This is a genomic window from Symbioplanes lichenis (assembly GCF_030709675.1).
GTDB lineage: Bacteria > Actinomycetota > Actinomycetes > Mycobacteriales > Micromonosporaceae > Actinoplanes > Actinoplanes lichenis.
Window position 1 is genome coordinate 248,319 of sequence record NZ_JAUZQD010000002.1, and the last position, 18,901, is coordinate 267,219.

Here is an 18,901-nt window from a genome sequence, read left to right on the forward strand (position 1 = left end):
CTCACGGGCGCCGCACCATCCGCGCCGCCGCGGCGGCGATCGTCGTGGCGAAGAGCAACCCACTGAGGATCAACAGGTACGCGAGCCACGCCGTCCAGCCGCGCGCGTGATAGTTCGACTGCTGGCCGAGGTCGACGACGGGCAGGATGAGATCGGCGGTGTACGCCACGGCGACGAACGGCGGCGCCTTGGCGGCCTCGGCGGCGCGCGGCGGTTCGAGCCCGAAGACCACCGTGCCGAGCAGTACGAGCACGGCCAGCCAGGCCACCGCCCGGGCCGGACGGTAGCCGTACCCCACGGTCAGGTCCTGCAGCCGCCCCCACAGCCGGCCGGTGAAGGGCAGCTGTTCGCGCTGGTGCCGCTCCCCGGCCAGGAGGACCTCGCGCGCGTCGGCGTCGCGGCCGCTTTTCCGGTACGTGGCGGCGAGCTGGCCGTACGCCTGCGGGCTGTAGCCCTCCGGGGTGCGCCGCAGCCAGCTCAGCCGATCCCCGGCCTCGGACAGCGCGTCGTACGTGAGACCGCCGAGCCGGGTCTCGTCCGGCCACGTGACGGGATCGTCGCGCAGCAGGCCGATCCGCGCGTGCCGCAGGTCGACCGCGCCCGTGGGGGTCCGCGCCGGCAGCAGCGCGAGCTCCCGGGTCTGCAGGTGCCGCAGACCGAGCACCCCGTCGAGGTGGGCCCCCGCGAAGGAGAGCCAGCTGACGACCTGCGCGTGGTGCAGCGTGACGGCGCCGGTGGCGCTGAACCCGTCGCTCAGCCTCGCGAACGCCCCGACGCGCAGGTCGGTGGCGTGCAGGGCCCGCCCGCCCGGGTTGCTGAGCTGTGCCCCCTCCAGCCGCAGGGACCCGGCGATCTCGGCGTTCGTGAGGCGGACGAGCCCGTCGCAGCGGAAGCCGTCGTTCGCGCGGACGTCGCCGTCGACCCGCATCCGGATCCCGTCCAGCATCGGCACTTGAGGGTCGCCGCCGGGCTTGCCGATGTGGGCGCCGTCGAGGATCAGCTGGTTGCTGATCGACGCGCCGGAGAGCATGACCGGCCCGGTGATCCGCGACCCGGTCAGGCGCAGATGCGCGGCGAAGGTCGCGTTCGCGGCGCTCAGGCCGGGCAGCTCGCACTCGCGGATGCTGAGCTGCCGGATGCGCGAGCCGTAGAGCTGGACCACGTTGTCGAAGCGGCACTGCACCAGCCGGACCGGCGCCTCGACGTCCGCGTAGAGCAGCCGCAGCGTGCCCGTGACCCGGGCGCCGCTCAGCCGCAGGGCCGGCATCTCGCCCTCCGCGCCCCGGACGCCGCCCAGCAGCAGGAAGCGCAGGAAGGTCGCGCTCACCCGGGGGTCGGGGAGGCGCCGGACGTTGAGGAGGCGGCCGCGCTGGAAGGCTCGCTGGACGGCGAGCTCGGTGTCGGAGGGCACACCGCGATTGTGGCGAGGGCAGGCAAGAAGTGTCGGACCCGGCCGGTAGGTTCTCGGCGTGACCGCGAACATCGACGAGTTCTACCGGGACGTCGCCACCCTGGCGCTGGGCGTGGGGGAGAAGCACGGGTTCGTGCTCGGCGGCGGCGTGGCCTGGCTGGTCAACGGCCTCGTGCGGCGGCCCACCGAGGACATCGACCTGTTCACCGACACGGCCGGTGCCGTGGAGGCCGCGGCGGCGGACGTGACCGGGGCGCTGACCGCCGCCGGCTACCAGGTGTTCCGCGAGGTCGGCGACGAGATGTTCGCGGGCATGGACGAGGACCTGCGCGAATACCACGTCGCCGACGGCCGCAAGGCGCTGCGCCTCACCCTGACCCGCCTCGACCGCCGCCGGGCCCCCGTGGTGATGGACGTCGGCCCGGTCATGCACCTCGACGACCTCGTCGCCTCCAAGGTGTCGGCCCTGGTCAACCGGCGCGAGGTCCGCGACTACATCGACGTGGCGGCGGCGCTGGAGCGCTACGACCTCGACCGGGTGCTGGAGCTGGCCCGCTCCCTCGACGACAGCCTGATCGACGAGGACGTCGCCGACGCGGGCCGCTACCTGGATCGGCTCGACGACGCCCGGTTCGCCGTCTACGGGCTGTCCGCGGAGGATGTCGCCCGGCTGCGCGAGCGCCTGGCCGCCTGGCCGCGCTGACCACGCGTGCCTGGCGGCGCTGGCCGCGCCCGCGCTGCCCGCTCAATCCGCGCGCCGGGTTCCGTCGCGGCTGCTCCCGGGGCATGCTTCGGGCATGGAGACCCTGTACGACGCGGCGGGCGGCGGGGCGGGGCTGGTGCGGCTGGCCGAGGCGTGGCACCACCGGATGCTGGCTGACGAGGTCGCCGCCCACCCGTTCCAGCGCGAGATCCACCCGGAGCACACCGAGCGCCTGGCCGCCTACTGGGGCGAGGCCCTGGGCGGGCCGCCCGTCTACAGCGAGCGGTTCGGCGGCGAGACCCGCGTGGTGCGCATCCACAGCGGCAACGGGGAGCACGACGACATGAACCGGCGCGCGATCGCCTGCTTCGACCAGGCCCTCGACGACGCCGGGGTGCCGGCCCACGTCCGGGCCCCGCTGCACGACTACTTCGCCTGGGCGACCACCACGACCATGTACCGCTACCGCGACTCGGCCCGCGACGTCCCCGCCGGTCTCACGATCCCGCACTGGACGTGGGACGGCCTCGCGGGCTGAGATCGGCTACCGTGCCCCTCTCGTGAGCGGCCACGACCGGCGGCTCGGGCGGCCGGCGCGGACGCCCGGCATGGTGCTCGGCGTGTTCGGCGACAACGGCGGAGAGGTGGAGGCGGCGTGACGGGTCTCGAGCGGGGGACGATCGAGCGCGACGGGGTGAGATTGTCGTTCCTGATCGGTGGGGAGGGGCCGCCGGTCGTGCTGTTGCACGGGCTGGCCGGCAGTGCGGAGGAGTTCGCGCCCACGGCCCGGGCGCTGCTGCCGGACCACCGCGTCGTGGCCCTGGACCAGCGCGGGCATGGGCACAGCACCCGGCGTCCGGCGGATCTTTCCCGCCGGGCGTACGCGGACGACGTGGCCGCCGTGATCGAGCACGCCGGCGGCCCGGTGACGCTGGTCGGGCAGTCGATGGGCGGGCACACGGCGCTGCTGGTCGCGGCGTGGCACCCGGAGCTGGTAGAGCGGCTGATCCTGGTCGAGGCGGGGGTCGGGGGTACGGACGATCCGGATGCCGGGCGGCGCATCGAGGACTTCTTCGCCGGATGGCCGGTGCCCTTCGTGAGCCGGGAGGCAGCCGCCGAGCACCTGGGCGGGACCCCGATCGCGCACGCGTGGGCCGCGGACCTCGATGGAGACCTGCGGCCCCGGTTCGACGCCGACGTCATGGGCGCTGCGATCGCGCCGGTGCTCGCGGCGGCCCGCTGGGACGAGTGGGCGGCGATCACGGCGGCCACTCTGCTCGTACGCGGGGAAAGAGGAATCATCCCGCAGGCGGAGGTGGACCGCATGCTGGAGCTGCAGCCGGCTGCCCGGCTCGTCGAAGTCGCCGGCGCGGAACACGACGTGCACCTGGACCAGCCGGAAGCCTGGTACGAGATCCTGCGGACGGCGGCAACCGAGCGGCAACCGTAGGCGTCCCGTTCGGCAACCCACCGGGCGGATCTTGGTCTTCGCGAGGCCAGACACACCGGAAAGGCTCCCGACATGACCCTCAGGATCGGCTCCACCATCGCCGTGTTCGCCGCCGTGATCGGCCTCGCCGGTAGCGTCGTGGCTCCCATCTACGCCGCTTTCACAGGTTAGGCAAGGTCCCTTCCGGGCCCGGCAGCGCTCCCGCTGCCGGGCTCGGTGCCGTGAACGCCATAAGATGGTCAGATCATGAATCTCACCGACCGCCTCCCCGGCACCGCGGACCCCGACGCCGTCTTCGACGCCTTCCAGACCTGGGTCGGTGAGCAGGGCCTGACGCTCTATCCCCACCAGGAGGAGGCCCTCATCGAGGTCGCCACCGGGGCGAACGTCATCCTCACCACCCCCACCGGCTCGGGCAAGAGCCTCGTCGCGACCGGCGCGCACTTCGCGGCGCTGGCCGACAAGCGGACGACGTTCTACACCGCGCCGATCAAGGCGCTCGTGTCGGAGAAGTTCTTCGCCCTCTGCGCGATCTTCGGGGCGCACAACGTGGGCATGCTCACCGGTGACGCGAACGTCAACTCGGACGCGCCGATCATCTGCTGCACCGCGGAGATCCTGGCCAACCTGGCGCTGCGCGAGGGCAAGGACGCCGACGTCGGCCAGGTCGTGATGGACGAGTTCCACTTCTACAGCGAGCCCGACCGCGGCTGGGCGTGGCAGGTGCCCCTGATCGAGCTGCCGCAGGCGCAGTTCATCCTCATGTCCGCGACGCTCGGCGACACGTCGCGCTTCGTCGAGGACCTCACGCGGCGCACCGGGCGCACGACCGCGGTGGTCGACAACGCCGAGCGGCCGGTCCCGCTCCTTTTCTCGTACGCGATGACGCCGCTCCACGAGACGATCGAGGAGCTGCTCACGACCCACATGGCGCCGGTCTACATCGTGCACTTCACGCAGGCCGCCGCCCTCGAGCGCGCGCAGGCGCTGATGAGCATCAACATGGCGACCCGCGCGGAGAAGGACGCGATCGCCGCGGCGCTGGGCAACTTCCGGTTCAGCGCGGGCTTCGGGCGTACGCTGTCGCGCCTGATCCGGCACGGCATCGGCGTGCACCACGCCGGCATGTTGCCGAAGTACCGGCGGCTCGTCGAGACGCTGGCCCAGGCCGGCCTCCTCAAGGTCATCTGTGGCACGGACACGCTCGGTGTCGGCATCAACGTGCCCATCCGGACCGTGCTGTTCACGAGCCTGTCGAAGTACGACGGGGTGCGCACCCGGCTGCTCAAGGCCCGCGAGTTCCACCAGATCGCCGGGCGCGCGGGCCGGGCGGGCTTCGACACGCTGGGCACGGTCATCGTCCAGGCGCCCGAGCACGTGATCGACAACGAGCGCGCCCTGGCCAAGGCCGGCGACGACCCGAAGAAGCGCCGGAAAGTCGTCCGCAAGAAGCCGCCGGAGGGCACGGTCGGCTACGGGCAGCCCACCTTCGACCGGCTCGTCGAGGCCGCGCCCGAGCCGCTGACCTCGTCGTTCCAGGTGTCGCACGCGATGCTGCTCAACGTCATCGCGCGCGGCGGGAACCCGTTCGAGTCGATGCGGCACCTGCTCACCGACAACCATGAGGAGCCGGCCGCCCAGCGCCGCCACATCCGCCGCGCCATCGGGATCGCCCGGGCCCTGCTCGCCGGCGGCGTGATCGAGAAGGTCGACGGCACGTACCGGCTGGTCGAGGATCTGCAGCTCGACTTCGCCCTCAACCAGGCCCTGTCGCCGTTCGCCCTGGCCAGCCTGGAGCTGCTGGACAAGGAGTCGCCCGACTACCCGCTCGACGTCGTGTCGGTGATCGAGAGCACCCTCGAGGACCCGCGGCAGGTGCTCAGCGCCCAGCAGTTCAAGGCCAAGGGCGAGGCGGTCAACGCCATGAAGGCCGAGGGCATCGAGTACGACCAGCGCATGGAGCTGCTCGAAGAGGTCACCTACCCCAAGCCGCTGGCCGAGCTGCTCGACGCCGCGTACGAGACCTACCGCCGCGGCCACCCCTGGGTCGCCGACTACGAGCTCAAGCCCAAGGCCGTCGTCCGCGACATGTACGAGCGCGCGATGACCTTCACCGAGTACGTCTCGTTCTACGGGCTGTCGCGCTCCGAGGGTCTCGTGCTGCGTTACCTCGCGGACGCGTACCGGGCGCTGCGCCAGACCGTTCCCGAGGACGCGCGCACCGAGGAGCTCACCGACCTCCTCGAGTGGCTCGGCGAGCTGGTCCGCCAGGTCGACTCCAGCCTGCTCGACGAGTGGGAGCGCCTGCGCAACCCCGGTGCGACCCCCGAGGAGGTACGCCCCCTCGACGACAAGCCGCCGGCGGTCACCCGCAACGTGCGCGCCTTCCGGGTGCTCGTGCGCAACGCCATGTTCCGCCGCGTCGAGCTCTTCGCCCTGCGCCGCCCGGACCAGCTCGCCGAGCTCGACGCCGAGTCGGGCTGGACCGCCGAGCGCTGGTCGGACGCGATGGAGGAGTACTACGCCGAGTACCCGGTCGTGGGCACCGGCCCGGCGGCGCGCGGCCCGGCGTTCCTGCACCTCGACCAGGGCGCCGGCGTGTGGAAGGTCCGGCAGGTCTTCGAGGACCCGGAGGGCGACCACGACTGGGGCATCGAGGCCGAGGTCGACCTGGCGGCCAGCGACGAGCTGGGCGCGGCGTCGATCCGCATCACGGCGGTGGGCCCGCACTGATCCGGACGGCTCGGCCCGGGCCGCTCTCACATCGCCGGTCGTGCCCCCCGCGCGGGCTAGCGTCCGGCCCATGAGAGCTGTGCAGTTCGAGTCCTACGGCCCGCCGGGTGTGGTCCACGTCGCCGACATTCCTGAGCCGCACGCGGGCCCGGACACGATCCGCATCGCCGTCCGCGCGTCGGGCCTGTCGGCGGGCGACGCGCGGATCCGCTCGGGCGCGTTGCGGGAGGTCGTGCCGATCGCGTTCCCGTACCGGACCGGCTTCGACGCCGCCGGCGTGGTCGACGAGATCGGCGCCGGCGTGACGGGGGTGCGGGTGGGCGACCCCGTCTACGGCTGGACCACGTCGGCCGGCCGCACCGCCAACGCCGACTTCGCGGTGCTGACAGTCTGGGCCCCGAAGCCGCCCGCGTGGAGCTGGGCCAACGCCGGCGGCGCCGCGGGCGCGATCGAGACGGCCGTCCGCGTGCTCGACCGGCTCGCAGTAGCCCCCGGCCGGACGGTCCTGATCCAGGGGGCGGCCGGGGGAGTGGGCACGGTCACCGTCCAGCTCGCGCTGGCCCGCTCCGCGCACGTCATCGGTACGGCCTCCGCCCCCAACCACGACCGCCTGCGCACCCTCGGAGCCGTCCCCGTGACTCATGGCCCGGGCCTGCCCGACCGCGTCCGCGCGTTGTCCCCGGCCGGCGTGGACGCGGTGATCGACTGCGCCGGCGGCGCCCTGCCCGACCTCATCGCCATCGCCGGCGACCCGTCCCGCGTCGTGACCATCGCCGACCTCACCGCCGCCGACCACGGCGTCCACCTGTCCCGCGGCCCCCTCGCCGAGCACGCCCTCAGCGACCCCGCCGTGCCCGGCCTGGACCTGCATGTGGCAGCGGAATTCCCCCTCGGCCGAGCCTCAGCCGCCCACGCCCTGAGCGACACCCGCCACGCCCGCGGCAAGATCGTCCTCGTGCACTGACCCCCGGTGCTCCTCGATCAGGGCGAGCATCCAGCCCCGGCACCGGGTCAGCATGCCGGCGGCGTCGGCGAAGGCGGCCGGCCCGGGATCGCCCCCGTCCACCACCAGCCGGCGCAGATAGGACCGGGCGATCGTCAGCTGCGTGGCGGCCGCCTCGACCGCGTTGACCAGGTCGCCGGGTCCGCCGCGCACGGCCGCGCGGGCCCCGGCGAGCGGATCGCCGCCGCCCGGCCCGCCGACCCAGTCGAGCAGCTCCTCGACCTCCGCCGCCGCCACGCTCATCCGGCCCACCGCCGTCAATGTCTCCGCGCTCAGAGCAGTCATGCGGCCACCCTCGCACCTCACCAGCCCGCGGCGGCCGCGACACGGCGGGCGACTTCGGGCGGGGGTGCGTCGCCGGCTTCGACGGTCGTGTCCTCGACGGCGGCGTGGGTGAGGATGGTGTCGAGGTCGCCGGAGCGGGCCAGGTGCCAGCGGAGGGCGTCGGGGTCGTGGTGGTGGCGGGCGGTGAGCCGGTCGCGCACGACGGCGAGGCCGACGATCAGGCGGCAGACCCGCAGGGGTACGCCCACCGCCCGCGCGTAGTCCGCCCGCTCCTCGTGGCTCTCGACGACGCCGGCCAGCACGAGACGGCGGGCGCCCGTGGCGGCGTAGTTGCGGGTAACGGCGGCCACGTTGGCGAGGGCCAGGTCGTGCCGGAACGGGTCGCCGGGCGGGCTGGGCCAGGAGTGGCGGAGGCGGTCGATGTCGATGACCGCGTGCGGGACGGCGCGGCCGGCGAGCAGGTCGCCGAGGGCGTCCGCGACGGTTGTCTTGCCGGCGCCGACCGTACCGGTGATCAGGAGGGCTTGATCCACGACAGCAGGGTAGGCCCCGCCACCACGGCGGGGCCTGCCGATTTCGTCAGAGGGTGAGTGACCAGCTGGTCAGGGTGCCGGTGTCGAGCGACGCGGCGTCCTGGACCCGCAGCTTCCAGGTGCCGTTCGCCGTCTCGCCGGACAGGTTGACACCGAAATCCTTGTCGAGGTTGTCGGCGCTGCCCCCGACCCGGCTCTGCAGCGGATACACCGTGCCGTCCGGGGCGACCAGGCTGACGATCAGGTCACCCACGTACGTGTGGGCGATGTGCACGCCCACGCTGCTGGTGCTCGACGGCGTCGACGCGCACTCGCTGATGGCGATGCCGCTCTCCACGGTGGTGTTGTCCGGGATGGCGAGGGCCGGGCTGACGCTGCCCGAGCAGCCCGGCGCGCTGCTGACGCCGATGTCCAGCGTCTTGGCGTGGGTCACCGAGGGGGTGGTGGCCTTGATCGTGGCGGTGGCGACGCCCGAGCCGGCGGTCTCGCCCGCCGTCACGGTCACGGTCGTGGACTCGCCGGCCGGGACGGTGGCCGGGTCGAAGGTGACGGTGACGCCCGCGGGGACACCGGTGGCCGTGAACGCCACGGGCTCGGCGTCGCCGCCGGTCAGCGAGGTGGACAGCGTCACCGTGGCCGACGTGCCCGGGGAGACGGCGACCGACGACGCCGAGAGGGAGAGGGCGAAGTCGTTGCCGGTCGTCGAGCAGTTCTCGTCCTGGCCGGCCACGTTGACCGCGGTCCACGCCGCCTGCACCGCGCGGTACTCGGCGCCGCAGAGGCCGTACAGGTCGGTGGCGGCCGCGAGGGTGTAGGCGCGGGCCGTGTTGGCCGGCGTGGTGGTGTTGACGTAGCTGGTGTTGGAGACGAAGTAGCTGTCCAGCGCCCGGAACCAGATCTTCGCGGCCTTCTCGCGGCCGATCCCGCTGACCGGGTCGGCCGTGCCGCAGACCGGCGACGTCCCGAAGTCCGTCGCGCCGGTGCCCTCGGCGAGGTCGAAGAAGAAGTGGTTCGCGACGCCCGAGGAGTAGTGGACGTCGACGTTGCGCGTGTTCGTCGCCCAGCAGCCGTGCGAGGCGCCGTCGAGCGCCGGGTTGTACATGTAGCGCAGCGGGGTGCTGTCGCCGTTGATGTCGATCTTCTCGCCGATGTCGTAGTCGCCCGCGTCCTCGGTGCTGTTCGCGTAGAACTCGACCATCGACCCGAAGATGTCGCTGGTCGCCTCGTTGAGGCCGCCGGACTCCCCGGAGTACGTGAGGTCGCCGGGCACCACGTTCTCGGTGACGCCGTGCGACATCTCGTGCCCGGCGACGTCCAGGGCGACCAGCGGCTGCGCGTTGCCGGTGCCGTCGCCGTAGGTCATCTGGGCGCCGTCCCAGAACGCGTTCACGTACGCGTTGCCGTAGTGCACCCGCGACGGCACGCCCCGCCCGTCGCCGAAGATGCCGTTGCGCCCGTGCACGTTCTTGAAGTAGTCGAACGTCACCGCCGCCCCGAAGTGCGCGTCCACGGCCGCCGACGCGCGGTCCGCGGGGGCGCCCGTGCCCCAGGTGTTGTCGGCGTCGGTGAACGTGGTGCACGTACCGGAGGTGCGGTTGTTGAGGTCGCACGTGGTGCCGTTGCCGCGCGTCGGGTCGACCAGCGAGAAGCCCGTCGCCGTGGCGGTCGTCTCGACGGCCACCGGACCGGAGTAGATGCTGTTGCCCGTGCCGGCGACGTTCTCGATCTCGTCGTACGTGCCGACGACCGTGCCCGTGCGCGCGTCCGTGATCACGTGGAACCGCGACGGCGTCTGACCGTCGGGCTGCCATCCCGTCACGACCGTCTCCCACGACAGCCGGCCCGTGCCGCTGCTCGCGTCGACGAACAGCTCCGGCGTACCCGTGGCAGTGATCTTGCCCTTGAAGGTGGCCGTGGCGGTGCGCGCGGTCGCGGCCGCGCCGACCGCGGGGGTCGTGCCCAGGCTCAGGGGCTTGGCCAGGCCGACCGAACTGCCCGCGTACGTGCCGTCGGCGCGCGTCCGGATGACGATGTCACCGCCGGACACCCGCAGGCCCTCGTAGGTGCGCGTGTAGCGGGTGACGCCGCCCCGGGCGTCCTTCTTGCTGCTGTAGACCTGGTACGCGTCCCGGGCCGACCCGCGGATCACGGCGGCGTGCGTGTCCAGGGCCCGCCCGGCGGCGGCCTGCGGCGACGGGTCCGGTGCGGCCTGGGCGGCCGTGGCGGTGGCCGTCAGGCCTCCCGCGGCCAGGGCGGCGGCCCCGGCGAGCGCGACTGCTCTTCTCACGTGCGTCCTCCCCACGCGACGGACATTGGTGTCCGTCAATGAACAGCACTCTGCCGGTTATTTGTTAAGAACGTGTTTCGTTCTTGTCCATCGTTGTCAGGCGGACGTCCACCGTGGACCGGCCGCCGGACGGAGGCGCACCCGTGTCGATGAGCGGAGGCCGCTGTGCCCGTCCGGACATGGCGTTCCGGGGGCGCCTGGCATGGAATGGGCGGGGTCACACGCTCGAGAAGGGGAGGCGGGACCGTGTCCATGCTGGGAGCGCGACGATCGCGGGGCGACGGCACGCAGTACGCCCGGGCGACCCCGAGCCGGGTCGAGCTGACCGAGACCTATCAGATGGAGCAGGACATCTCGAAGAACAGGTCGCTGCGGCAGGTCGGTGACGGCGCCGGCCGGATCACGATCCGGGTGCCCTACGACGGCGCGGAGTTCTTCACCCGGCAGGCCGTGGCCGACGTGGAGCGGGCGCCGGCCGGCGAGCACCGGGCCACGATCGGGCACCTGCTGCTCTCGGGGCCGATGGGCACGACCGGGCTGCTGCCCGGTGTGCGTCCGCACGGGACCTCCGGGTCGCTGCCGCTGAGCGTGCCCGTGGCGACGGCGCACGGGCCGCTCGACCTGACCGGCGACCGGCAGGAGTGCCGCATCGACCACGACTACCGGCCCGAGGACCCGTCGATCTATCCCATCGAGCTCGGCGTCCGGATCGACGACCCGGACAGCATGACGGACTTGTCCGAGGCCGTGCTGGACCGCATGACCGAGGGGCGGGAAGAACCGTCGAGGATCATCGAACGGCTCCGGCAGCAGGGCGGCTTCAGCAACGAGCTGCTGCTGCTCCTCACCGTACGAGTCTCCCTCCCGGTCCGGCCCGGGAAACCGTACCCGCGGCCGGTCGTCAAGCACATGTCGATCGCCTGGCCGGCCCTCACCTCGTTGCGGAGCACGCAGTTGCTCCGGCCCGGCGGGCACGGCCGGCTCGAGAACGTGCCGGTCCGCTACAACCCGGCCCGGGGCCGGCTGGAGTGGCAGGACCTCCCCGTGCCGCAGGTGCCGGCCGAGGGCGAGCTGCGCAGTCAGTACGTCGCCTCGGTCCTTCTGGTGATCGGGCATCCGGGCGAGCTCTACCAGCAGCGCGAGCTCGAGGTCGAGACCAGGGTGGAGATCCCTGACCATCTGCTGTCCGGCCTGGACGCCCGGCTGTTCGACGCGACCGGGCGCCCGCAGGCCCGGCCGCCGAAGCTGACCACGCGGCTCCACACGCACGCGACGGTGTACCCGGACGACATCTTCGCCGTCCGGCGGTTCCTGCCGTACCAGCAGTTCGTCTTCGACGACGTCATCCCGGACGAGCGGCGGATCACCGACATCATGACCGTCCTGCGGCACGCCCGGTTCAAGGTCGAGCGGATCCCGTCGCCGGACCCCCAGGACGACCAGGCCCCGCACTGGCTGCTCGACGCCACGCGCAGCCAGGGGCCCGACGAGCTGCGCCTGGTGCTCGCGGTCGAGGGCCGGCACACCCGGCTGGCCCGCGAGCAGATCCTGGCCGGCGCGGTCAAGATCAGCGGCGGCAAGGAGAGCGGGCAGCTCAAGGTCTCCGTGCTCGGCAGCCTGCCCGTGCACCATCAGGCCCTGACCCGCGAGATGAACGCCCTGCAGCTGGCGCTGCGTGACCGGTTCCGCTTCCAGCAGACGTCGAGAGGGTGAGCGCAGCATGACCGAGGTCCTGGTCGACCACGCACCCCGGGTGCGCTGCCACGAGTGCGGCAGCGCCGCGGTCTTCTCGGTGTGCCACCACTGTCAGCGGCCGATGTGTGAGGAGCACACTCCGGACGTTCTCCAGCAGAGTGACGGCGTGTTGCGCAAATCCGCCGGCTCCGCCGAGGTACGCGCGATCAGCCGCGAGTTCGCCGGCCTGCACCTGGGCAGCGGCCTGCGCGAGGCCGTCCACCACTGCGCCGACCACGACCACCTGGTCAAGGACGTCCGGTGGCGGGTGGTCGGTGCCGGTGCGGCCGTCGCGGTGCTGGGCTTCCTCCTGACCTTCGCGTCCGCCGGCGTGGGCGTCACCCTGCTGCTGCTCGGTGCCCTCGTGGCCGGCGGTGAGCTCGCCTACCACCGGTGGGCCGCCGCGCGGCATCCCCGTCCGCCGGTGCCGATCGTTCCGCAGGTCAGCACCGTCGACCTCGTCGAGCAGCTCACCGGGTACGTCCGGTTGGAGCAGGACGGCTACACCACCACGGTGGACAATGTCGCCGGTGCGCTGACGGTCAGGATGTCCGCCAACGACGGTCACACCGTCCTGCAGGCGTACCGGCGGAAGTTCAAGGTCCCGGCGCCCGACCCGGTCGAGTTCGCCGGCGGGTTCCTGCTCCTGGAGGGGCGGGCCGGGCTCGCCTTCCGGGCCGGGCAGCCGGAGGTGCTCGGCGGGGGCGCCGGCATCTCGCTCGGTGGCTCGTCCGCCGGCGAGTACGGGCTGGTCCCCACCGATCCGGAGCGGCAGCACCGCGCGCACACGCTGGCGATCGACTACGAGGTCCAGGACGGGCGCAAGCCCGCGGAGATCCCCCTCTGGATCGTCCCGTCGCTGGTCCAGGGGTCGGACCGGCGGGCGATGGAGATCGACCTGCACTGGGCCGATCTCGGCCCGGACGGCGAGGAGCTGGAGCTGACCGGGTTCGAGCTGATCGAGCTGCGGGTCCCGCTCGCCTGGGGCGACGTGGACGGCGCTCAGCCCGCCGGGGTGGAGACCGGCAAGGACGGCGACCGGCGGCTGATCCGGTGGCAGCAGGTGGCCCGGCCGCGGGAGGAATCCGCTCGCAGCCTCACCCTGCGCCTCCAGTTCGAGCGACCGATCACGGAGGTCCCCGAGGCGGCGACCGGCGACCGGAGCAGGCTGACGCTGTCGGGGAACCTCCGTGCCACCTTCCGGGGGCTGCTCTCCGGAGTCACCGGCGCCACCGTCTATCTGCCCGGCGGCGGGCGGGGCAACCAGCCACAGGTCACCGCCGAGACGAAGGTGTCGGTGGCGTTCGACGTGAGCATCCGGTCGCTGCGCTACCAGGACGTGCGGGTGGTGCCGGACGAGAACCGGCCCGGCGACGTGGCGGCCCGGCGCACCGAGCCCGACGAGTTCGCCGGGGTGGTGCCCGACCCCCGTACGGTCGCGGAGCTGACCAACGGGATCAGCGCGGACAACTTCTACGTCAAGAGCGTCGTGGAGCATCTGCCGTTCCGGGACGACGGGCGCCCCAACGTGGTCAACCGGGTCTGGGACATCACCGGCCGGCTCTACCTCGGCGTGTTCCCGATCGACTTCGACATCAACCTGCGGGGCGAGGAGGCCGGTCCGGCGGGCGCGCTCACCGGCAAGACCGTCGCCCAGGTCACCGTCAAGGGCGCGTACGCGCTGGGCACGCTCGTCGACCGGGACGGCGACGGCCCCGGCACCGCGGTCGTCGAGCCGGACGGCCGCGGGGACGAGCTGCTGGAACGGATCGAGAGCACCTGGGCCGGGCTGCACGACCGGGTTGTCCAGCTGCTGGCCGGCCGGGCCTCCGGTGCGCGGGGGATCGGCGGGCCGCCGGAGGACGTCCTGTCCGGCGAGGTGCTCGACCCGGCCCGGGAGACCCGGAACGGCTCGGCCCGGACGGCGTGGACCGGCGCCGGACCGGAGGCCGTCGTGCTCGACATGCCGCCCGGTCCCGTCAGTGACGCCGAGGCCCGCCGCCGGGCGGCCGACGAGGCCGTGGTGAACGGAACGATCTCCGAGGAGACCCACCGCGGGATCATCGCGCGGATCGAGGCCGAGCTCGGCGGGCAGGAGGGAACGCGATGACCGTCCACTGCGGGATCAACGGCGAGGGCCTGGGCGAGCACCAGATCTTCCTGTGCCACCACTGCGGCATGCCGGTGTGCGAGGAGCACGGCCGGGTCGTCGCGGCCGACGACGCCTTCGCCGGGGCGCAGGCGGCCATGCACTGCCGCACCTGCGCCGACCGGTTCCACAAGGGTGCGGCGGCCCGGCAGAGCTGGAGCGGGCCGCTGATCCCGGGCCGGTACGCCGGGCGGGCGGCCCGGCCGTGATCGAGGTGTCCGTGCGCGGCGACCTGGTCGCCGGGCAGCGGTCGGTGCTGACGATCGCGCTCGCCAACACCGGCCGGGGCCCCTGCTCCGACGTGGTGTTCACGGTCGGGATGCCGCCCGGGACCGTGCTGCTCGGCGGCGTCGGCCGGGTGGTGCTCCCGGTGCTGCCGGCCGGCCGCACCCACACGTACGAGATCACCCTGCGCCCGCGCGCCGCGGGCCGGCTCGACCTGACCGGCACCAACTTCTCCTACCGCGACGAGAACGACGACCCGGTCCGCGTCACCGGCTTCCGGGTCCAGCTGCCGGTGCGGGCCGCCCCGGAGACGGCACCCGCCGGGCCGCTCGGCCGGCTCGGGGTCACCTGTGAGACGGCGGCCCTGCCGCTCGACGCCTGGGATCAGCTGCGCATCCTGGTGAGCAACGACACCGGCGTCCCGGTGCGGGAGGTGACGGCGGCGGTCACCGGGCCGTTCACCGGGGACGTCCCGCGCTCCCGGATCCCCGTGCTCGAGCCGGGGAAGCGGGCCCGGTTCACCTTCCAGGTGCGGCCGGACGAGGCCGGCCCGCACGTCCCGGTGACGGTGCGGACCGCGTACACCCATCGGGGATCGATCGGCACCCAGGAGGACCACCTCACCGTGACCGTGCGGCCGTCGCCGGCCTCCGCTCCGGAGCGGCAGACCGTGCTGTACCTCGCCGCGAACCCGCGCGGCCTGCCCCCGCTGCGCTCCGACGACGAGATGCGCCGGGTCAAGGAACGGCTGCAGTTGAGCCGGCACCGCGGCGAGTACCGGATCGAGGCCGCGCTCGCGGTCCGCTTCGACGACATCAGCCAGTCGCTGGTCGATCACGAGCCCGAGATCGTGCACTTCTCCGGGCACGGCGACCCCGACGGCAGCCTGCACGTCGAGGATGCCCGCGGCCGCAGCACCACGATCACCCCGGAGGGACTCGCCGCGCTGTTCGGCCTGCACAGCAAGACACTGCGCTGCGTCATCCTCAACGCTTGCTACAGCGAACGGCTGGCCCGGCAGCTCGTACCCCACGTGGGTCATGTCGTCGGGATGAGCGACGCCATCGGCGACCAGGCCGCCCTCGAGTTCAGCGTCGGCTTCTACCTCAGCCTCTTCGACGGCCGCTCGGTGCCGGACTCGTTCGCCCGCGGCCGCGCGCACCTGCTGAGCCGCCCGGGGCTCGTTGCCGAGCACCAGACGCCGGTGCTCTTCCCCGCGCCCTGAGAGCGCGGCAGGTCAGGCGCTGTTGCGGTAGTCGCGTGGTGGCACCCCGGTCCGGCGGTGGAAGGCACGGCTGAAGTCGGCCGGGCGGGAGAAACCCCAGCGGCGGGCGATGGCGGCGATGGTGAGGTGGCCGAGGCCCGGGTCGGCCAGGTCGCGGCGGGCCTGGTCCAGGCGGTGGGTCCGGATGTGGCCGGCGACGCCGACCGGGTGGTGCTGCTGGAAGATCCGGTGCAGGTAGCGGGTGGAGATCCGGTGAGCCCGGGCGATCGTGACCGGGGTCAGCTCCGGATCGTGCAGATTGTGCTCGATGAAGGCGATGACGCGCAGGTAGAGGGTGCGGGTCGGGGAGCACAGCGGCGGGTTGTCCCGCTCCAGATGGTGCGCCAGCACGGCGGTGGTCAGGTCCACCGCGACGGTCTCGAGGCGCAGGGCGTCGCGTTCGGTGCAGCGGGTGCGGCCGTCGGCCATCGAGGCGAGGAAGGTGGCCAGCAGGCGGCCGATCCCCTCGGTGCCGGGCAGCGAGACGGCGCAGAGCCCGGCCACCTGCCGGGCGGGCAGCGGCAACATCCGCCGGCCGAACTGCAGCACCACCGACTCCGCCCGCGAGCCGCCGCCGACCACCGCCTCGAACGGCCGGGAACTGTCGTAGATCACCAGGTCGCCGCAGCCGAGCACGGCGCTGGCGTCGTTCTGCGCGACGCCCTGCCGGCCGGCCCGGATGAGGCCGACCTGGTAGTACTCCGGGTCGGACCGGCGGATCTCGCGCGGCGTCCGCCGGGCCGCCAGCGCTGTGTAGGCCAGCGAGGTGATCTGCGCGTCGCCGAGCGGTGTGGCGCGGAGGTGAGCGGCGAACGCCCCGGGGTCGGGGCAGTCGATCGCCGTCGGCGCCAGCGAGGCGGCGGTGATCTCCCGCCAGGCCTCCAGACGGTCCGGCGGGGCGATCGTGGCACTGTCGAACACAGTGAGCATGGCTCCCGGTTTCCTCGACGCGCCCCTCACCGTAGCGAGGCCCGTCAACGTGCGCGGAATGCGCAGGACTGTGCGCCCGGTGCTAACGACAACGGCGCCGCGCGGTCCGAGACTTGGGGCACGGAAGGACCGGCCGGGCCGTCCACCCGACACCACAAACCGGGGGAGAAGAGCAATGAAGATTGAGCGTCCATGGCGGGCAGTGGCGGTCACGACCGCCGCCGCGTGTTGCATCGTCGGTGCCGCCCAGACCCCTGCGCTGGCGCATGACTATCAGGCGCCGATCCAGGCATCCGGAACCGGCTACTACTACGGCCGGATCGAGGTCCGGCAGAGTCACCATCGGATCCTGGCGTGCGACAAGAACGCCGACGGGGTCGGCGTCTGGGTCGAGTTCTACACCAGCGACGGCGTCTACCACACGCTCGACGACGCGAACGGATCCGCCGACCCGTGCGGTTCGTACACGAACAACGCGACGACCGTGACGCAGTTCCGCGGCTGGGCCCGCAACGGCATCAACACCGGCTGGCACACACCGTGACGTCCTTGACCGGGTGGCCGGCGCGGTGCGCCGGCCACCCGGTCGGCCGTCCCTACGGTGTGAGGGCGCAACGTGTCGGCGGGATGTCGGTGCGGTGTCAGCGGCGGCGCGCAGCATGATCGGCATGACTTCCGTACTCATCTCCGGGGCCGGCATCGCCGGGCCCGCCCTCGCGCTGTGGCTCACCCGGTACGGCTTCGACGTCACCGTGGTCGAAAAGGCGCCCGCGCTGCGGCCCGGCGGCCAGGCCGTCGACTTCAAGGGCGCCACGCACCGGACGGTGCTCGAGCGCATGGGCATCCTCGGCGACGTCCGGGCCCGGCAGACCGGCGGGGAGGACGGCACGGTGATCGACGCGGCCGGCCGGACGCTCGCGGTCGTGCCGAAGGAGTTCAGCGGCGGCGAGATCGAGATCGCGCGCGGCGACCTGGCCCAGCTGCTTTTCGACCATACGCGGGACGCCTGCACCTATGTCTTCGACGACACCGTCACGTCACTCACGGAGACGCCCACCGGGGTGGACGTGACCTTCGCCCGCAGCGAGCCCCGCACGTATGACCTCGTGGTGGGCGCCGACGGCATCCACTCGACCACCCGGCGACTCGCCTTCGGGCCGGAGCGGGACTACGTCCGGCACCTGGGTTACTACTACGCGCTGGCCGACGTGGACGTGCCCGGGGCGCCGCAGATGTACAACGAGCCCGGCCGCATGGCCAGCCTCGGCGGCGGGAAGGCGCCCGCATTCTTCGTGTTCGCGTCGGCGCCGCTGAGCTACGACCGGTTCGACAGCGAGCAGCAGAAGCGCATCGTCGCGGAGGCCTACCGGGGCGGCGGCTGGCGGATCCCCGAGCTGCTCGACCAGCTCCCCGAAGCCCGCGAGTTCTACCTCGACTCGATCAGCCGCGTGACCACCGACCGGTACTCGGCCGGCCGCGTCGTCCTGCTCGGCGACGCCGCGTACGGCAACACTCTTGGCGGGTACGGCACCGGGCTGGCGGTCGTCGGCGCGTACGTGCTGGCGGGGGAGCTGCACCGCGCCGGTGGTGACCACCGCCGGGCCTTCGCCGAGTACGAGGCCAAGTTCCGTGGCTACGCCAAGGTCTCGCAGCAGATCAGCGCCGGCCGTCTGCTGGCGCCCAAGACCCGGCTGGGCATGCGTGGCCGCAACGCCCTCTTCTCCGTCTCCGCGTTGCTCACGCCCCTGTTGAATCTGACCGAGCGGCTCGCGACGGACGACACCCTCGAGGATTACGACGTCAGGCCGCAGCCCGCGTGACGGCGCGCCGCAGCACGGGGTGCCGCTCCTCCCACGCCCGGCGGACGGCCCGGGGCAGGTTGAGCTCCGGCCACACCCGGGCCAGCGTGGGCCCGTGCAGGAAGTCGCGGAGCTCGCCGACGCGGATCGCCTCGCGCAGCACGTTCTCGTACATCCAGAGCAGCATGGTGGGCTGGCCGAGGTCGAAGCTGCGGTGCGGGTTCCACCAGAGGCGCAGCGGCAGCTCGACCCGGCCGGCTGTCGGCCCGGTCAGCTCGCTCAGCGTTCCGGCCACGACGACGGCCCGGTGCGGCCGGCTGAGCGGGACGGCGGGAGCGTCGTCGAGCTCGCGCTCGCGGGTGAACATGCGACAAGCGTAAACCGCCACCCCCCGC

Annotated in this window: 17 protein-coding genes; 11 read left to right on the plus strand and 6 right to left on the minus strand. The window is 72.9% G+C overall.

Annotated features, from left to right (window positions below; all coding sequences use genetic code 11):
• Position 1: 1 nt before the first annotated feature.
• A complete protein-coding gene (locus tag RAN62_RS05000; RefSeq protein ID WP_305783266.1) occupies positions 2-1,411 on the minus strand; it encodes a hypothetical protein in 1,410 nt (469 codons plus the stop codon).
• A 58-nt stretch (positions 1,412-1,469) separates the two neighbouring features.
• Here RAN62_RS05000 and RAN62_RS05005 point away from each other — a divergent pair, with 58 nt between their 5' ends.
• The 5 genes from RAN62_RS05005 to RAN62_RS05025 all read left to right on the plus strand — a co-directional run bounded on the left by RAN62_RS05005 (position 1,470) and on the right by RAN62_RS05025 (position 7,261).
• Entirely contained in the window at positions 1,470-2,114 is a 645-nt protein-coding gene (locus RAN62_RS05005; protein ID WP_305783267.1) for a nucleotidyl transferase AbiEii/AbiGii toxin family protein, read from the plus strand.
• A 94-nt stretch (positions 2,115-2,208) separates the two neighbouring features.
• A complete protein-coding gene (locus RAN62_RS05010) occupies positions 2,209-2,652 on the plus strand; it encodes a globin domain-containing protein (protein WP_305783268.1) in 444 nt (147 codons plus the stop codon).
• A 117-nt stretch (positions 2,653-2,769) separates the two neighbouring features.
• Positions 2,770-3,564, plus strand: coding sequence for an alpha/beta fold hydrolase (locus RAN62_RS05015; RefSeq protein WP_305783269.1), 795 nt, complete (start codon positions 2,770-2,772; stop codon positions 3,562-3,564).
• 246 nt (positions 3,565-3,810) lie between these two features.
• Positions 3,811-6,297 carry a DEAD/DEAH box helicase gene (locus RAN62_RS05020; RefSeq protein ID WP_305783270.1) on the plus strand — a complete coding sequence of 829 codons (2,487 nt, stop codon included), beginning with the start codon at positions 3,811-3,813 and terminating at the stop codon, positions 6,295-6,297.
• Positions 6,298-6,367: 70 nt separating this feature from the next.
• Positions 6,368-7,261, plus strand: a complete 894-nt coding sequence (locus RAN62_RS05025; RefSeq protein WP_305783271.1) for an NADP-dependent oxidoreductase — start codon at positions 6,368-6,370, stop codon at positions 7,259-7,261.
• Here RAN62_RS05025 and RAN62_RS05030 read toward each other — a convergent pair.
• The 3 genes from RAN62_RS05030 to RAN62_RS05040 are packed head-to-tail and all read right to left on the minus strand — an operon-like array spanning position 7,199 to position 10,405.
• The gene (locus RAN62_RS05030; RefSeq protein WP_305783272.1) at positions 7,199-7,585 is read right to left on the minus strand and encodes a hypothetical protein; all 387 of its coding nucleotides are present in this window, start codon (positions 7,583-7,585) and stop codon (positions 7,199-7,201) included. The two genes, RAN62_RS05025 and RAN62_RS05030, sit on opposite strands and share 63 nt — an antisense overlap.
• A 17-nt stretch (positions 7,586-7,602) precedes the next feature.
• Positions 7,603-8,118: an adenylyl-sulfate kinase gene (locus RAN62_RS05035; RefSeq protein WP_305783273.1), complete on the minus strand. Its 516-nt coding sequence runs from the start codon at positions 8,116-8,118 to the stop codon at positions 7,603-7,605.
• 46 nt (positions 8,119-8,164) lie between these two features.
• A complete protein-coding gene (locus RAN62_RS05040) occupies positions 8,165-10,405 on the minus strand; it encodes a M4 family metallopeptidase (protein WP_305783274.1) in 2,241 nt (746 codons plus the stop codon).
• A gap of 246 nt (positions 10,406-10,651) precedes the next feature.
• On the opposite strand from RAN62_RS05040, the gene RAN62_RS05045 reads away from it, so the two are divergent.
• Genes RAN62_RS05045 through RAN62_RS05060 form a run of 4 tightly spaced genes read left to right on the plus strand, consistent with a single transcriptional unit; the run spans position 10,652 to position 15,738 of the window.
• Positions 10,652-12,118 carry a hypothetical protein gene (locus RAN62_RS05045; RefSeq protein ID WP_305783275.1) on the plus strand — a complete coding sequence of 489 codons (1,467 nt, stop codon included), beginning with the start codon at positions 10,652-10,654 and terminating at the stop codon, positions 12,116-12,118.
• Positions 12,119-12,125: 7 nt separating this feature from the next.
• Positions 12,126-14,249 carry a hypothetical protein gene (locus RAN62_RS05050; RefSeq protein ID WP_305783276.1) on the plus strand — a complete coding sequence of 708 codons (2,124 nt, stop codon included), beginning with the start codon at positions 12,126-12,128 and terminating at the stop codon, positions 14,247-14,249.
• Positions 14,246-14,497 (plus strand): hypothetical protein, encoded by a 252-nt coding sequence (locus tag RAN62_RS05055; RefSeq protein WP_305783277.1) that lies wholly within the window; start codon positions 14,246-14,248, stop codon positions 14,495-14,497. Before RAN62_RS05050 ends, RAN62_RS05055 begins: the two co-directional genes overlap by 4 nt.
• Positions 14,494-15,738, plus strand: a complete 1,245-nt coding sequence (locus RAN62_RS05060) for a CHAT domain-containing protein (RefSeq protein ID WP_305783278.1) — start codon at positions 14,494-14,496, stop codon at positions 15,736-15,738. Before RAN62_RS05055 ends, RAN62_RS05060 begins: the two co-directional genes overlap by 4 nt.
• A 12-nt stretch (positions 15,739-15,750) precedes the next feature.
• Here RAN62_RS05060 and RAN62_RS05065 read toward each other — a convergent pair whose 3' ends face one another.
• Positions 15,751-16,707, minus strand: a complete 957-nt coding sequence (locus RAN62_RS05065) for an AraC-like ligand-binding domain-containing protein (RefSeq protein WP_305783279.1) — start codon at positions 16,705-16,707, stop codon at positions 15,751-15,753.
• A 175-nt stretch (positions 16,708-16,882) separates the two neighbouring features.
• Here RAN62_RS05065 and RAN62_RS05070 point away from each other — a divergent pair, with 175 nt between their 5' ends.
• Together RAN62_RS05070 and RAN62_RS05075 are read left to right on the plus strand one after the other, a co-directional pair.
• Complete coding sequence (locus tag RAN62_RS05070) at positions 16,883-17,251, plus strand: hypothetical protein (RefSeq protein ID WP_305783280.1); 369 nt, start codon at positions 16,883-16,885, stop codon at positions 17,249-17,251.
• Positions 17,252-17,375: 124 nt separating this feature from the next.
• Positions 17,376-18,527 carry an FAD-dependent monooxygenase gene (locus tag RAN62_RS05075; RefSeq protein WP_305783281.1) on the plus strand — a complete coding sequence of 384 codons (1,152 nt, stop codon included), beginning with the start codon at positions 17,376-17,378 and terminating at the stop codon, positions 18,525-18,527.
• Here the strand turns inward: RAN62_RS05075 and RAN62_RS05080 are convergent.
• Complete coding sequence (locus RAN62_RS05080; RefSeq protein ID WP_305783282.1) at positions 18,508-18,873, minus strand: hypothetical protein; 366 nt, start codon at positions 18,871-18,873, stop codon at positions 18,508-18,510. The two genes, RAN62_RS05075 and RAN62_RS05080, sit on opposite strands and share 20 nt — an antisense overlap.
• Between the last annotated feature and the right edge of the window lie 28 nt (positions 18,874-18,901).

Bases quoted from the DNA above. Each gene is read 5' to 3' on its own strand.
- RAN62_RS05010 (WP_305783268.1), top strand. From the start codon at position 2,209: ATGGAGACCCTGTACGACGCGGCGGGCGGCGGGGCGGGGCTGGTGCGG.
- RAN62_RS05020 (WP_305783270.1), top strand. From the start codon at position 3,811: ATGAATCTCACCGACCGCCTCCCCGGCACCGCGGACCCCGACGCCGTC.
- RAN62_RS05025 (WP_305783271.1), top strand. From the start codon at position 6,368: ATGAGAGCTGTGCAGTTCGAGTCCTACGGCCCGCCGGGTGTGGTCCAC.
- RAN62_RS05030 (WP_305783272.1), bottom strand. From the start codon at position 7,585: ATGACTGCTCTGAGCGCGGAGACATTGACGGCGGTGGGCCGGATGAGC.
- RAN62_RS05050 (WP_305783276.1), top strand. From the start codon at position 12,126: ATGACCGAGGTCCTGGTCGACCACGCACCCCGGGTGCGCTGCCACGAG.
- RAN62_RS05055 (WP_305783277.1), top strand. From the start codon at position 14,246: ATGACCGTCCACTGCGGGATCAACGGCGAGGGCCTGGGCGAGCACCAG.
- RAN62_RS05065 (WP_305783279.1), bottom strand. From the start codon at position 16,707: ATGCTCACTGTGTTCGACAGTGCCACGATCGCCCCGCCGGACCGTCTG.
- RAN62_RS05070 (WP_305783280.1), top strand. From the start codon at position 16,883: ATGAAGATTGAGCGTCCATGGCGGGCAGTGGCGGTCACGACCGCCGCC.
- RAN62_RS05075 (WP_305783281.1), top strand. From the start codon at position 17,376: ATGACTTCCGTACTCATCTCCGGGGCCGGCATCGCCGGGCCCGCCCTC.
- RAN62_RS05080 (WP_305783282.1), bottom strand. From the start codon at position 18,873: ATGTTCACCCGCGAGCGCGAGCTCGACGACGCTCCCGCCGTCCCGCTC.